The sequence below is a fragment of the Actinokineospora iranica genome (genome assembly GCF_900101685.1).
GTDB lineage: Bacteria > Actinomycetota > Actinomycetes > Mycobacteriales > Pseudonocardiaceae > Actinokineospora > Actinokineospora iranica.
Genome location: NZ_FMZZ01000001.1, coordinates 152636 through 167509 on the forward strand (window position 1 = coordinate 152636; position 14874 = coordinate 167509).

Sequence of the window (14874 nt, forward strand, 5' to 3'; positions counted from 1 at the left end):
TCGCGGCGACCCCCACGGCCCCGGCTAGAGCGCGACGCCCAGCAGGGCGTCGACGGCGGCCCGGACAATGGCTGGGGCGTCCCGGTCGTGGCCGGAGCCCGCGAGGGTCTGCGCGGCCCACGCGTCGACCGCGGCCAGCGCGGCGGGAGTGTCCAGGTCGTCGGAGAGGTGGTCGCGCAGCCGGGCGACCAGCGGGTCGGCGTCCACGCCCGCCGGGGCGGCGAGCGCCGCGCGCCAGCGGTTCGCGCGGGCGATCCCCTCGTCCAGGACGTCCGTCGTCCAGGAGCGGTCCGTGCGGTAGTGGCCGGAGAGCAGGCCGAGGCGGATGGCCATCGGGTCGACCTTGTCCGCGCGCAGGCGGGAGACGAAGACCAGGTTGCCGCGCGACTTGGACATCTTCAGGCCGTCCAGGCCGATCATCGCCGAGTGCGTGTAGTGCCGGGCGAACGGGTGCTGCCCGGTCAGCGCCTCGGCGTGCGCCGCGCTGAACTCGTGGTGCGGGAAGATCAGGTCCGACCCGCCGCCCTGCAGGTCCAGGCCCATGCCGAGGCGGTTGAGCGCGATCACGCTGCACTCGATGTGCCATCCCGGCCGCCCCGGGCCCAGTTCGCTGTCCCAGCTCGGCTCGCCGTCGCGCGCGGCCCGCCACAGCAGGGCGTCGAGCGGGTGGCGCTTGCCAGCCCGGTCGGGGTCGCCGCCGCGGGCGGCGAAGTAGCGGGTCATGGTCGGCTCGTCGTAGTTCGACTCGTAGCCGAAGCGGCCGGACGCGGTGTGGTCGAAGTAGACGTCCGGGTACTGGGTGTCCTCCACCCGGTAGGCGGCGCCGTCGGCGACCAGCTTCGCGACGGCCTCGACGATCTCCGGGATCGACTCGACCGCGCCGACGAAGTCCCTCGGCGGCAGCACGCGCAGCGCGGTCATGTCCTCGCGGAACAGCGCCGTCTCGCGCATCCCGAGCACCACCCAGTCGTCGTGGTCGCGTTCGGCGCGTTCGAGCAGCGGGTCGTCGATGTCGGTGACGTTCTGCACGTAGTGCACGTCGTGGCCGTTGTCCAGCCAGACGCGGTGCACCAGGTCGAACGCGAGGTAGGTGGCGGCGTGCCCGAGATGGGTCGCGTCGTACGGGGTGATCCCGCAGACGTACATCGTCGCGGTGGGGCCGGGCGCGGTGGGGCGCACGCCCCCCGCCGCGGTGTCGAACAGTCGCAACGGCCGGGGCGCGCCGGCCACCCGCGGCACCGGGTGGGATTGCCAGGTCTCCATGCCCTCGACAGTAAACGTCCGGTTCGCCCGGTCGCGGGCGTGCCACGGGGTGGACGGCGCGGAATAAGGCCGCACCAGCCACACACAGGGCCATTTGTGTGACATCAGTTACACCCACTGTGAACGACCGATCACACTTGTAGGTGGTGGCAGCGAACGGTGGCAACGGACGAAGGGCTGGGACATGACGAATCCCGCGCAGGACGACACCACGGGGCGATACCTGGTGCTGCTCGAAGACGACGCGGCGGCGGCCGGGACCGAGGCGCTGGGCAGGCTCGCGGGCATCAGCGCGCCCGCCGAGGACAGCGCGGACGGGCTGGTGTTCAGCACGCTCGGCGTCGCCGTGGTCGACGCCGACCCGGACCAGGCGGGAGCGCTGACCCGCGCGGCGGCCGAGGTCGGGCCCATCGCGCAGGTCGAAATGGAGCGCCGGGTGTACGCGATCAGCGCCGCCGCCGAGGCCGCGCCCGTGGGCCAGGCCGACGAGAGCGCCTTCACCTGGGGCTTGCAGGCGGTCGGGGCGCACGTGAGCAAGGCGACTGGGGCGGGCATCCGGGTCGCGGTCCTCGACACCGGCTTCGACCTCGCGCACCCGGACTTCGCGGGCCGGGCGGTGACCAGCGAGTCGTTCGTGGCGGGCGAGCCGGTCCAGGACGGGCACGGGCACGGCACGCACTGCATCGGCACCGCGTGCGGGCCGCGCGACCCCGCGGCGGGTCCGGGCTACGGCGCGGCGCCGGAGGCGGAGATCTTCGCGGGCAAGGTGCTCAGCGACGAGGGGTCCGGCACGGACGGCGGCATCCTGGCGGGCATCGCGTGGGCGGTGTCCCACGGCTGCCCGATCGTGTCGATGTCGCTGGGCGCGGCCGTGCGGCCGGGCACGCCGTACTCGCGGACCTACGAGCGGGTCGCGAGCCGCGCGCTGGCCCAGGGCACGCTGATCATCGCGGCGGCGGGCAACGAGTCGCGGCGGCAGAACGGGCAGATCAACCCGGTCGGGCACCCGGCGAACTGCCCGTCGGTGCTGGCCGTCGGCGCGACCGACGTGAACACGGCGCTGGCGTGGTTCTCCTGCGGCACGGTCGACCAGATCGGGGCGGTGGACATCGTGGGCCCCGGCGTGGACGTGTACTCGTCGTGGCCGCAGCCGCAGGGCTACAACCGGATCAGCGGAACCAGCATGGCGACCCCGCACGTGGCCGGTGTGGCCGCGCTGATCGCCCAGGCCACCGGGGCCCGCTCCTGGGAGCTGTGGGCCCGGCTGGCCCAGGCGGCGCGGCGGCTGCCGCTGCCGTCGACCGACGTGGGCGCGGGCCTGGTGGCGGCCCCGTGACCGAGCCGGTCACGGTGACCGTCGACGACGACGGCCTGGCGCGGCTGCCCGAGGTGGTCGCCGCCCTGGAAGCGGCGGGCATGCGCGTCGAGCGCGTGCTCGCCGCGATCGGCGCGGTGACCGGCACGGCGGCTCCGGACGCCATCGGCGATCTGCGGGCGGTGGCCGGGGTCGACGGCGTCGAGCCCGCCTCGGCGCCGTTCCGCCTGCCCCCGCCGGACAGCGACGTGCAGTAATCCCGGCGGGAATGACCTCCGGCAGGGGCCGTCGACCGGGCGACTGGTCAGCGGCCGTCGGCGAGCAGGGCCGCCAGCGCCTGGTAGTCGTCCTCGCGCTGGTAGATGGCCGCGCCCAGCCGGATGTAGGCCCGGCCGTCCCGCCACACGATCGAGGTCTCCGCGCCGCGGGCGCTGAGTTCGAGGTAGTAGCGCCGGGCGTCCGCGGCGTCGGCGACGAGCCCGGCGGGCAGGGCCACCAGGCGCATCAGCGGCGCGTGGTGCGCGCTGGCCTGCCCGTCGGCTCCGATCGCCTCGGCGACGACACGCACGCCCTTGTCGAGCAGGGCGGCGCTGCGGTCCACCGCGGCCCAGCCGCCCGCCTCGTGCCAGAAGGCGATGGCGTCGGGCAGGGCCATCCAGGCGGTCTGGTCATTGGTGCCCGCCTCGCCGAACCAGTGCGGGAAGCCCTCGGGGTAGGTCCACGACGGCACCAGCGGGCGCAGCCGGTCCCGCCAGGCCGGGGCGGCCCACAGGCCCGCGGTGGACCGGCAGGCGTAGGCCCACTTGTGGAAGTTGCCCACCCAGAAGTCCACGCCCAGCTGGTCGGGTCGCACCGGGACCTGGCCGGGCACGTGCGCGCCGTCCACCAGCACCGGCGCGCCGTGCGCCCGGCACACGTCGGCGATCCCGGTGACCGGCAGCGAAAGCGCGGTGTCGGAGCTGATGCCGTCCACGACCACCAGGCGCGTGGTCGGCCGCAGCCCGTCGGCGAAGGCCCGCACGATCGCGTCCGGCTCCGCGCCGACCGGGAAGTCGACCGAGCGGACCGTCGCGCCTGCCGCGTCGGCCTTGGCCTGGCAGGCGATCCGGACGGCCCCATAGCCGTGCTCGGACAGCAGGATCTCGTCCCCTTGGGCCAGCGGCGTCGCGGCGAGGACGGTCGCGACGCCCTCGGTGGCGTTGCGGACCAGCGCCACCCCGTCCCCGACCGAGCCGCCGCCGAGGAACGCCGCGGCGGCGAGCCGCGCGCGTTCGACCAGCTCAGGCGACTCGACCCGGTGGAAGCGCGTCGGGTTGGCCTCGGCCCGCCGCCGGTATTCCGCCCGCGCGGCCAGCACCGCCGTCGGGGCCACGCCGAACGCGCCGGGAGTCATGTGCAGGACGTCGGGGTCGAGCGCGAACCTGGAGTCATGGAAGGTCACCCTTCGCATCCTGGCAGCGGATCGGACCCTCCGGCACGGCCGGGCGAGTGACGGCGGGCGCGGTCAGCGGTCCGGCGGCGGCAGTTCCGGCAGGTTGCGGTGGACGTCGGCGCGCACGGCGTCCCGGATCTGGTTGATGTTCTCCCGCAGCAGGTCGGAGATCAGCTCGTCGGTGCGCGGGTCGGCCAGCATCTCCAGGACCACCCGCAGGGCGGCGTCGGAGACCGCGCCGACGATCTCGTCGTGGAACGGCAGCCGCCGCAGCCTGCCGATCTGCGGGTCGTCCTTGAGCTTCTCCAGCACCATCGCGCGGATCTCGACGCGGTTCTCCTCCAGCGCGCTGGCTATGTTGCGCGCGTAGTGCCCGGTGCGCAGCACGGACACCACCTCGTCGAGCACCGCGACCGTCAGCGGCTTCTTGATCACGTCGATGATCACCCCGCCGAAGCGGCCCATGGCCCGGTTCGCGAGTTCCTCCCCCATCGACCGGTCGACCGGCCGGTGGAAGCGGGTCAGCTGCATCCCGATCCGCACCACGCGCAGCAGGCGGAACGCGCGGAACGCCAGGTGCGCCACCGGGACCATGCCCACCACGTCGTACCAGTTCAGCCACACGAAGCGGCGCGTGAAGCCCGCCGTCCGCCAGCGCCACAGGAACTCGACGGCGAACACCGCGCACAACGCCAGGTCGACGCGCGCGATCAGCGCCGCAACCTCGGCCGCCGGACGCCAGAAGGCGCGGTAGGCCAGCAGTCCGACGGAGAGCAGCGCCAGGGCCAGCATCAGCCAGTCGTCCAGGCTGACCCGCCGTTTCGGCGCGGGAGCGGAGATGACCATGAAAGGAACCTTTCACGGCCGACCCGGCCCAGGCCACTCGGCCCGCGGGAGACGCGCGGGCACGGCCGATGCGGCGAGCGGGTGAATGTGGTCGCCGACGGCGAGCCGCAGGGGGTTTCCGGCCCGCCGCGCCCGGTACGATCCCGCCGGTGTGCGGCGGGTCCTGTCGCAGGCGGTTGAACTCGGCAGTGTCTACCGCGTCCTGGTCTTATGAGGTGGCTAGTTGGCTCCGTCCCCGTTCGCGCACGAGGCTCTGGTGTACCGCGACGAGCCCGGCTTCGCCGAGGGCGCCGTGCCATACCTGCGCGCGGGGGTGAGCGCGGGCGAACTCGTGTTCGCGCTGGCGCCGCCAACGGGCATCGCGCTGCTGCGCGCCGCGCTCGGCGACGCCGCCGAGCAGGTGCGGTTCCTGGACGTGACCGACGTCGGGCGCAATCCGGCGCGGCTCATCCCGCTGCTGCGCGGGCTGGTCGACGAGGCGGACGGGCGGCCGACGCGCGGGCTGAGCGAACCGGCCTGGCTGGGGCGGCCCGCCGAGGAGATGGCCGAGGCGCTGCTGCACGAGTCGCTGCTGAACCTGGCGTTCGAGGACACCGCCGGGTTCCGGTTGCGCTGCGCGTTCGACGGCTCGGCCGTGGCCAAGCCGGTGCTGCGCTCCGCCGAGCACAGCCACCCGGTCATGGTGGACGCGGGCACCCGCCGTATCAGTGTCCGGTTCGACCCCGAGCACGCGCACGCGGAGTTCGGCGGCGACCTGCCCGCCCCGGAGTCGGTGTCCGACGTCGTGCACTTCTGCCTGGACGACCTGCCCGACCTGCGCGACCTGGTCGGCGTGCGGGCGAGCGCGTTCGGCCTGCCCCGCGACCGGGCGCTGGACCTGACCCTGGCCACCAACGAGATCGTCACCAACAGCATCTGCCACGGCGGCGAGCGCGGCACCCTGCGGCTGTGGACCGACGGCGACGCGTTCGTGTGCGAGGTCAGCGACAGCGGGCACATCCAGGAGCCCATGGTCGGCCGGGTGGCGCCGCGGCCGTCGGTGCAGGGCGGGCGCGGGGTGTGGCTGGCGAACCAGCTCTGCGACCTGGTCCGCATCCGCTCGGCGGCCGGGACGGGCACCGTGGTCCGCCTGCACGTCCGCCGCTGAGCCGCCGGGACACCCCAGCGGGCGCGCTCACGGCCGGAGCTGCTCGATCGCCTTCATGATCCGCTTGTCGGAGACCGCGCCGGGCGTGCCGAGGGTCTGCGCGAAGTAGCTGACCCGCAGTTCCTCGATCATCCACCGCACCGCCCGCACCCGGTCGGTCTCGCGGGCGCTGGGCCGCAGCTGGTCGAGCAGCTCGTGGTAGGCGTCTTCGAGGTCCTGGACGGTGTGCATCCAGGCCGAGTCGCGGTCGGGGCGTTCGGGCAGCTTGTCGAGCCTGCGTTCGATGCCGCGCAGGTAGCGCTCCACGTCGAGCAGCCGGGGCACGCCGGTCGCGGTGGCGAAACCGGGGAAGACCAGGGCGGCGAGCTGTTCGCCGATGTCGGACATGGCTTCGGCGAAGATCGGGCCGGAGGTGCGGGCGAGCCGGTTCTGCACGTCGTTCCAGGCGATCACGACCTTGCGCACCCGGTCGAGCACGTCCAGGGTCGTGGCGACCAGGCCCGCGCGCACGGCCTCGCGGACGCGGGCGAACCCGGCCTCGTCCCAGGCCGGGCCGCCCGCGCGGGCGATCAGGTGGTCGGCGGCGGCGTCGACGCAGTCGGCGAGCAGCGCCGGGACGCCGCCGTGCGGGTTGTGCGAGAGGGCGAGCTTGGCCTGGTTGGACAGCGTGCGCACGACCTGTTTCACCGGGGACGCGACGGTGAGCAGGACCAGCCTGCGGGTGCCCAGCCACATCGCAGCGCGCTGGTCGGGCTCGGTGTCGAACATCCGCACCGCCACGGTCGCGCCCTCGTCCACCAGCGCCGGGTAGGCGGTGACGACCAGGCCGTTCTGCTCGGTGCGGGCGACCTTGGGCAGCGTGCCGATCGTCCAGTCGGTGAGCCCGCGCCGTTCCAGGTTGACCGTCGCCTCGGCCAGCGACGCCCGCAGCTCGGTCTTGAGCTGCTGCTTGAGCGCCCCCAAGTCCTTGCCCTGGGCCAGGGTCTTGTCCCCGTCGACCACCTGGAAGGTGGTCTTGAGGTGGTCGGGGACGGTGTCGAGCTGCCAGGCGTCGCGCGGGATCACGACTCCGGTCAGCGCGCGCAGCTCACGGCCCACCGCGTCGGGCAGCGACTCTTCCGCCTCCCCCAGCCTGCGCACGACGGCCTTGGCGAAGTCGGGGACCGGGACGAAGTTGCGCCGCAGCGGCTTGGGCAGCGACCGGATCAGCGCCGTCACGACCTCCTCGCGCAATCCCGGCACCTGCAAGGAGAACGCGTCGCCGTCGAGCTGGTTGAGCACCGAGATCGGCACCTTGGCTGTGACGCCGTCGTCGGCGCGGCCGGGCTCGAACCGGTAGGTCAGCGGGAGTTCGAGGCCGCGCTGCTGGAGCGTGTCCGGGAAGGCCCGCTCATCGATCTCCCCCACGGAGTCGTTGACCAGCATGGACTTCGAGTAGTTGAGCAGGTCGGGCTGCTCGCGCCGGGTCTTCTTCCACCAGGTGTCGAAGTGCCTGCCGGAGACCACGTCCGCGGGGATGCGCTCGTCGTAGAACTGGAACAGGGTCTCGTCGTCGACCAGGATGTCGCGCCTGCGGGCCCGGTGTTCGAGTTCCTCGACCTCGGCGAGCAGCTTGCGGTTGTCGTGGAAGAAGTGGTGCCGGGTCTGCCAGTCCCCCTCGACCAAAGCATTGCGGATGAACAGGTCCCGGGACATCTCCGGGTCGATCCGTCCATACTGGACTTTGCGGCCCACCACGATCGGCAGCCCGTAGAGGGTCACCTTCTCGGTGGCCACCACCGAGCCCTGCTTCGCCTCCCAGTGCGGCTCGCTGTAGGTGCGCTTCACCAGGTGCGCGGCCAGCGGCTCGACCCACTCCGGCTCGATCCGGGCGGCGATGCGGCCCCACAGCCGCGAGGTCTCGACCAGCTCGGCCGCCATGACCCAGCGCGGCGGCTTCTTGAACAGCGCCGAGCCGGGAAACACCGCGAACTTCGCGTTGCGCGCGCCGAAGTAGTCCTTGCCCGCCGGGTCGCGGAACCCGATGTGGGAGAGCAGCCCGGAAAGCAGGGCGATGTGGATGTTCTGCGGCGCGGCGCGCACGTCGTTGGGCGTGATGCCGAGCTGGCGGGCCACCTGGCGGAGCTGGCTGTGGATGTCCTGCCACTCGCGAATGCGCAGGTAGTTCAGGAACTCCGCCTTGCACTGCCTGCGGAACCTGTTGCCGGACAGCTCTTTCTGCTGCTCGCGCAGATACTCCCAGAGGTTGAGGTAGGACACGAAGTCCGAGTCCGGGTCGGCGAACCGGGCGTGTTTCTCCGCCGCCGCCTGCTGTTTGTCCTGCGGGCGCTCGCGCGGGTCCTGAATGGACAGGGCGGCCGCGATGATCATCACCTCGCTGACGCAGCCCGCCTTGTCCGCCTCGATGACCATCCGCGCCAGGCGGGGGTCGACGGGCAGCTGGGCGAGCTGTCTGCCCAGCGGGGTGAGCCGCTTCGCCGGGTCCTTCTCCGCCGGGTCGAGCGCGCCGAGCTCCTGCAGCAGCTGCACGCCGTCGGCGATGTGGCGGCGGTCCGGCGGGTCGATGAACGGGAAGTCGGCCATCTCGCCGAGGTCGGCCGCGCTCATCTGCAGGATGACCGAGGCCAGGTTGGTGCGCAGGATCTCCGGGTCGGTGAACTCCGGGCGCGCGTCGAAGTCGCCCTCGCTGTAGAGCCGGACGCAGATGCCGTCCGAGGTCCGGCCGCAGCGGCCCTTGCGCTGGTTCGCCGAGGCCTGCGACACCGGCTCGATCGGCAGCCGCTGCACCTTGAGCCGGTTGCTGTAGCGGGAGATCCGAGCCGTGCCCGGGTCGACCACGTACTTGATGCCGGGCACGGTCAGCGACGTCTCGGCGACGTTGGTGGCGAGCACGACGCGCCGCCCGGTGTGCCGCTGGAACACCCGGTGCTGCTCGGCGCTGGACAGCCGCGCGTAGAGCGGCAGGATCTCGGTGTCGCGCAGGTTCTTCGCGGCCAGCGCGTCGGCGGTGTCGCGGATCTCGCGCTCGCCGGAGAGGAAGACCAGGATGTCGCCCGGCCCCTCCGCGCACAGCTCGTCCACCGCGTCGAGGATGCCCTGGGTCTGGTCGCGGTCCGGGTCGGCGTCCGGGTCCTCTGGGTCGACCAGCGGCCGATAGCGCACCTCGACCGGGTACGTACGGCCGGAGACCTCGACGATCGGGGCGTCCCCGAAGTGCCGGGAGAACCGCTCCGGGTCGATCGTCGCCGAGGTGATGACGACTTTGAGGTCGGGGCGCCTGGGCAGCAGCCGGGACAGGTAGCCCAGCAGGAAGTCGATGTTGAGGCTGCGCTCGTGCGCCTCGTCGATGATGATCGTGTCGTACTGCGAGAGCAGCCGGTCGTTCTGGATCTCGGCGAGCAGGATGCCGTCGGTCATCAGCTTGACCAGCGTGCGGTCGCCCACCTGGTCGGTGAAGCGGACCTTCCAGCCGACCGTGTCCCCCAGCGGCGTCCCGACTTCCTCCGCGACCCGCTCGGCCACGGTGCGCGCGGCGATCCGGCGCGGCTGGGTGTGGCCGATGAGCCCGGCGACGCCCCGGCCGAGTTCCAGGCAGATCTTGGGCAGCTGGGTCGTCTTGCCCGAGCCGGTCTCCCCGGCCACGATCACGACCTGGTTGTCCCGGATCGCGGCGAGGATGTCGGCCCGCCGCTGGCTGACCGGCAACTCCTCCGGGTACTTCAGCGCGGGCACCGACGCGCGCCGCGCCTCGACCCGGGCAACGGCCGTGTCGATCTCGGCGGCGATCTTCTCCAGGGTGGCGCGCCGTCTGGCCTCGTCGCGGGTCTTGCGCGCGCCGTCAAGCCTGCGGCCGAGCCGCCGCTGGTCGCGCAGCATCAGTTCGGGCAGACGGGCGCGCAGGTCGGCCAGGGAGGCGCTGGTGTCGGTGCTGCTCATTTGCCTCCAGCCTAGGCAATGCCCGCCCGGCGCTTCATCCGGTTTGCCGATCGGGCGTCTCCACGAAACGTTCACACAGCGCGCGTCACTTGCCCATCGTGCCTGCATAGAGTCACGACCATGGCGAACAAGCGGCGTGTCCTGGTCGTCGAGGACGAGCGGACGATCGCGGAGTCGGTCGCGGCTCGGCTGCGGGCCGAGGGCTTCGAGGTGGACCTCGCCTGCGACGGCCCCGGCGGCGTGGCCGCCGCCGAGCGCACCCGGCCCGACCTGGTGGTGCTCGACATCATGCTGCCCGGGTTCGACGGGCTGGAGGTGTGCCGCCGGGTCCAGGCGGCGCGCCCGGTGCCGGTGCTGATGCTGACCGCCCGCGACGACGAGACCGACCTGCTCGTCGGCCTCGGGGTCGGCGCGGACGACTACATGACCAAGCCGTTCTCCCCGCGTGAGCTGGTGGCCCGGGTGCACGCGCTGCTGCGCAGGGTGGAGCGGGCCGCGCAGGCCGACGCGGGGGCCGCCGCGATCGTCGTCGGTGACCTTGAGGTGGACCCGGTCGAGCGACGGGTGCGGCGCGGCGGCGTCGAGGCGCACCTGACCCCGATCGAGTTCGACCTGCTCGCGCACCTGGCCGCCCGCCCGCGCGCCGTGCAGCCCCGCGAGCGGCTGCTCGCCGAGATCTGGGGCTGGGGCGACGCCGCGGGCACCCGCACGGTGGACAGCCACGTCAAGTCGCTGCGCCGCAAGCTCGGCGCGGACCTGATCCGGACCGTGCACGGGGTCGGCTACGCCCTGGAGGCGCCCCGATGACCACTGCCGCGACCAGTGCCGCCCGGCTGCTGGAGCGGCTGCCCAGGCCGCTGGACCCGGTGCGGTCGATCAAGGTCAAGCTCGGCATCCTGCTGGTCGCCTCCGGCGCGGCGGGGCTGGGCTACTTCTGGGCGATGATCGGCTGGCTGCCGCCCACCACGTCGCTCACCGGCATCATCGGCGCGCTGATCACCTCGCAGGTCCTCGCGCACGGCATGACCCGCCCGCTGCGGGAGATGACCGCCGCCGTGCGGTCCATGGCCCGCGGCGACTACTCCCGCCGGGTCCGGGTGACCGCCCGCGACGAGGTGGGCGAGCTGGGGCGGGCGTTCAACCAGATGAGCGCCGACCTGGAGGCGGCCGACCGGCACCGGCGCGAGCTGATCGCGAACGTCTCCCACGAGCTGCGCACGCCGATCGCGGCGTTGCAGGCGGTGCTGGAGAACGTGGTCGACGGGGTGAGCGAGGCGGACCCGGCGACCATGCGCACCGCGCTCGCCCAGACCGAGCGGCTGGGCAGGCTGGTGACCGAGCTGCTGGACCTGTCCAGGATCGACGCTGGCGCGCACCCGCTGGACCTGGAGTCCGTCGAGGTGGCGCCGCTGCTGGCGGAGGTGGTGGCCGAGGCGGAGGTCAACGCGGCGGCGGCGCGCCGGTCGGTCCGGCTCTCCACCTCCGTCTCCCCCGGGTCGGCGACCGTGCTCGCCGACCGGGAGCGGCTGCACCAGGTGCTGGTCAACCTGTTGGACAACGCCGTGCGGCACGGCCCGGCCGACGGCGAGGTGCGCGTCGTCGCCGCGCTGTCCGGCGGCGAGCTGACCCTGGAGGTCCGCGACGACGGGCCGGGCATCGCCGCGGCCGAACGCGACCTGGTGTTCCGCCGGTTCACCCGGGGCGAGCGCGCCACCGGCGGCGGGACCGGGCTGGGGCTGTCCATCGCCCGGTGGGTGGTGGAGCTGCACGGCGGGACGATCGGGGTCGTCGACTCGCCCCGCGGATGCCGCATCCGCGTCACCCTGCCCGCTGACGGAAAGGCGCCGGGCATCTCGTAGCGTGATCGGCCCCGGGGATCTCGAACAGGCGAACGAATGTTCTAATTCAGCCGGTTCACCAGGCGTCGTGAGAGGGAGTGGATCGTGTCCACCGAGACCGAGACCGAGCAGGCGGAGACCGTGGCGGCTTCGACCGAGGCCGAGCAGGCCGAGCAGCCTGAGCAGGCCGCCGCGCCTGTCGAGCAGGCCGCGCCGCCGGTCAAGAAGCCGCGGGCGCAGCGGGCCCAGAGCACCGCGAAGAAGACTCGGACTGTCGAGCTGACCCTGACTGTCACCGGCACCGCCGAGGGTGAGTGGCAGGCTGAGCTGACTCAGGCGGGCAAGCGGATGATGCAGGGTGTGGCGGTTCCGGCCGCCGCGGTGTCCCGGGCGGCCGCTGAGCTGCACGAGGACATCTCCAAGGCCATCGAGGGTGTCCTTGACGCGGCCCGGGAGCAGCACCGGGCGCGGATGGAGGAGCTGGAGGCCGAGCTGTCGAAGGTGAAGGCGGCCTTGGCTGATCTCCAGGACAGCTGAGTCGCTGGTGTCTCTCGGGGGCCGTCTTCGGTTGAAGGCGGCCTTCGTTGTGTTTGCGCTGGTGGGGTTGCTCGATGGGGTGGCTGGTGCCTGGCTGGGCTGCGGGGTCCGCTCGATGGGGTGGAGTGGTTTCTCCGGGGCCCCTACGAAGGAAGATCGCCGTGTGAAAGACGGGTGGGAAGCCTTCGGCCGCACACATGCGAAGCCAGCTTGGCGATCTTCCTTCTCCCCCGAAGAAACCACTCCACCCCATCGAGCACCTGGCAGGGTCGGGTTCAGCCTGGGTCGGGGGCGGGTTCGCTGCTCCACTCCCCACCTTCCATCGAGTGCCTGGCAGGGGCGGGCCTGCTGGTTCGGGCACGTTCTACAGTTGTCGGGACGTAGGCGAGCGGGAGCGGCGGTAGTGACAGCGATTCAGGAAGACCAGGCCGACCAGGTTGAGCGGGTCGAGCATGGGCCGGGCATTGATCCAGCGCGGCTGCGGGAGTGCTTGGCGGTGCTTGCCGAGGTTGACGAGTTGCCTACCGAGCACCCTGACGCTGTGGCTGTTCGGCGGGCCACGGCTCGGATTTACAAGTCGGTTCGGTTGCGGCGGCGGGCGGCCAAGCGGGCGGCGGTCACCGAAGCCGACCGGGCTGTCACCGAGGCGACCGCCACCGGGGCGCCCAACCGGATTGATGATGAGACGCAGGGGATTCCGCTGGTGTCCGGCGTTGCCGGGGCGTCTGCCGGTACATTGTTGCGGGCTCGGTCCTGTTACACCTGCAAGCAGCGCTATCACCAGGTCGACGCGTTCTACCACCAGCTTTGCCCCCCGTGTGCGGAGCTGAACCGGTCGCGTCGGGACGCTCGCACCGACCTGGCCGGGCGGCGGGCGTTGTTGACCGGTGGGCGGGCGAAGATCGGAATGTATATCGCGCTTCGGCTGTTGCGCGATGGCGCCCGGACCACGATCACGACCCGGTTCCCGAACGACGCGGTGCGTCGGTTCGCGGCTATGCCCGATGCCGAGGAGTGGTTGGACCGGCTCACCATCGTGGGCGTCGACCTGCGTGATCCGGCGCAGGTCGTGGACCTGGCCGACACCGTCGCGGCGCAGGGGCCGCTCGATATTCTGATCAACAACGCGGCGCAGACCGTGCGGCGGTCCCCCGGGTCTTACGCGCTGCTGGCCGAGGCCGAGTCGGCGCCGCTGCCGCCTGGGCCGTTGCCGGAGGTGCTGTCCTTGGGGCGCACGAGTGACGCGCATCCGGCCGCTCTTGTCGGGGCGGTGGAGGCGACGACCTCGCACGATGTGCATCCGTTGACCGCGCTGGCGCTCACGGCGGGGTCGGCCGCGCCTGATCGGATCGCCGATAACACCGCTATCGACGCGGGTGGGCTGGTGCCTGACCTGCACCCGGTCAACAGTTGGACCCAGCGGGTGCACGAGGTCGACCCGATGGAGTTGCTGGAGGTGCAACTCTGCAACCAGACCGCGCCGTTCATCCTGATCAGCAGGCTGCGCCCGGCGATGGCCGCCGCGCCCGCGCGGCGCAAGTACGTGGTCAACGTGTCGGCGATGGAGGGGCAGTTCAGCCGCGCCTACAAGGGGCCGGGGCACCCGCACACGAACATGGCCAAGGCCGCGCTGAACATGCTCACCCGCACCAGCGCGGAAGAGATGCTGACCGACGGCATCCTCATGACCGCCGTGGACACCGGGTGGATCACCGACGAGCGGCCGCACCCGACCAAGATGCGGCTGGCCGACGAGGGGTTCCACGCCCCGCTCGACCTGGTGGACGGCGCCGCGCGGGTGTACGACCCGATTGTGCGCGGCGAGGCGGGCGAGGACATCCGGGGCTGCTTCCTCAAGGACTACGCCCCCGCCCCCTGGTAGCCCCCGCGCGGAACCTCGCCCGCTCCGACACGTCTTCTCACACACGGGGAAGCGAGAAGAACGGCGGGGACCGGCATGGACCACAAGCGAAGACTCCGCGGACTGGCACTGGGCTTGGTGCTGGCGGCGGGCGCGGTCGGCTGCACGACCGTGCAGCGCGCCGAAGGGCAACCGGCGACCGAAGCGCCCGCCGCCGCGCCGGTCGTGTCCGACCCGGCCACCGCGACGACGATCACCGAGACGCAGACCGAGACCGTGCGGCCGGTGGACACCCGGGGCGGCTCGGACGCGGGCGGCCGGATCACCACGACCAGCCGCAAGCCCGGCACGACGACCACGACGACCACGCCCTCGGGCGCGCGGATCGACAGCTTCACCGTGGTGCGGCAGCCGACCTGCCCGGTGCGGGGCACTCCGGACGCGCCGTTTTCCTCCCCGGGGCAGGACGTGGTCATCTCGTGGAAGGTGTCGGGCGCGTCCGGCGCGGCGATCTCGGTGGACAACCCGGACGTCTACGGCGGCTACGGCGGCGACTACCCGGCGGCCGGACAGCTCGAACTGGCGTTCCCCTGCGACCCGACTGCGGGCAAGACCACGCACACCTACACGCTCTGGCCCAAGGGGGCCAAAACGGTGTCCAAGACGCTCACGGTCACCGCTGCCAACAACGCCCCGTGA

At 72.5% G+C, this 14874-nt stretch carries 12 protein-coding genes; 8 read left to right on the plus strand and 4 right to left on the minus strand.

The features are described from left to right. Positions 1-24 precede the first annotated feature (24 nt). Positions 25-1263: a cysteine--1-D-myo-inosityl 2-amino-2-deoxy-alpha-D-glucopyranoside ligase gene (gene mshC, locus BLS56_RS00740; RefSeq protein ID WP_091448661.1), complete on the minus strand. Its 1239-nt coding sequence runs from the start codon at positions 1261-1263 to the stop codon at positions 25-27. 184 nt (positions 1264-1447) lie between these two features. Here mshC and BLS56_RS00745 point away from each other — a divergent pair, with 184 nt between their 5' ends. Both BLS56_RS00745 and BLS56_RS00750 read left to right on the plus strand, forming a co-directional pair. After that, on the plus strand, positions 1448-2599 hold the full coding sequence (locus BLS56_RS00745) for a S8 family serine peptidase (protein ID WP_091447030.1): 1152 nt from the start codon (positions 1448-1450) through the stop codon (positions 2597-2599). Continuing rightward, positions 2596-2835, plus strand: coding sequence for a hypothetical protein (locus BLS56_RS00750; protein WP_091447033.1), 240 nt, complete (start codon positions 2596-2598; stop codon positions 2833-2835). The genes BLS56_RS00745 and BLS56_RS00750 overlap by 4 nt, the downstream gene beginning before the upstream one ends. 47 nt (positions 2836-2882) lie before the next feature. Here the strand turns inward: BLS56_RS00750 and BLS56_RS00755 are convergent, their stop codons facing one another. After that, a complete protein-coding gene (locus BLS56_RS00755; RefSeq protein ID WP_175482594.1) occupies positions 2883-4019 on the minus strand; it encodes an aminotransferase class V-fold PLP-dependent enzyme in 1137 nt (378 codons plus the stop codon). A 63-nt stretch (positions 4020-4082) separates the two neighbouring features. Continuing rightward, positions 4083-4856, minus strand: coding sequence for an ion transporter (locus BLS56_RS00760; protein ID WP_091447039.1), 774 nt, complete (start codon positions 4854-4856; stop codon positions 4083-4085). Between the two features lie 223 nt (positions 4857-5079). On the opposite strand from BLS56_RS00760, the gene BLS56_RS00765 reads away from it, so the two are divergent. Then, positions 5080-6003 carry a sensor histidine kinase gene (locus tag BLS56_RS00765; protein ID WP_091447041.1) on the plus strand — a complete coding sequence of 308 codons (924 nt, stop codon included), beginning with the start codon at positions 5080-5082 and terminating at the stop codon, positions 6001-6003. Between the two features lie 27 nt (positions 6004-6030). Here the strand turns inward: BLS56_RS00765 and hrpA are convergent, their stop codons facing one another. Beyond that, complete coding sequence (gene hrpA, locus BLS56_RS00770; RefSeq protein ID WP_091447044.1) at positions 6031-9939, minus strand: ATP-dependent RNA helicase HrpA; 3909 nt, start codon at positions 9937-9939, stop codon at positions 6031-6033. A gap of 120 nt (positions 9940-10059) precedes the next feature. Here hrpA and BLS56_RS00775 point away from each other — a divergent pair, with 120 nt between their 5' ends. From BLS56_RS00775 to BLS56_RS00795, 5 genes are all read left to right on the plus strand, one after another. Then, entirely contained in the window at positions 10060-10746 is a 687-nt protein-coding gene (locus BLS56_RS00775; RefSeq protein WP_091447046.1) for a response regulator transcription factor, read from the plus strand. After that, positions 10743-11798: a sensor histidine kinase gene (locus BLS56_RS00780; protein WP_091447048.1), complete on the plus strand. Its 1056-nt coding sequence runs from the start codon at positions 10743-10745 to the stop codon at positions 11796-11798. The genes BLS56_RS00775 and BLS56_RS00780 overlap by 4 nt, the downstream gene beginning before the upstream one ends. 84 nt (positions 11799-11882) lie before the next feature. Beyond that, the gene (locus tag BLS56_RS00785) at positions 11883-12314 is read left to right on the plus strand and encodes a DUF6319 family protein (protein ID WP_228771258.1); all 432 of its coding nucleotides are present in this window, start codon (positions 11883-11885) and stop codon (positions 12312-12314) included. Between the two features lie 403 nt (positions 12315-12717). Beyond that, on the plus strand, positions 12718-14196 hold the full coding sequence (locus tag BLS56_RS00790; RefSeq protein WP_175482595.1) for an SDR family NAD(P)-dependent oxidoreductase: 1479 nt from the start codon (positions 12718-12720) through the stop codon (positions 14194-14196). A 75-nt stretch (positions 14197-14271) separates the two neighbouring features. Further along, a complete protein-coding gene (locus BLS56_RS00795) occupies positions 14272-14874 on the plus strand; it encodes a hypothetical protein (protein ID WP_091447051.1) in 603 nt (200 codons plus the stop codon).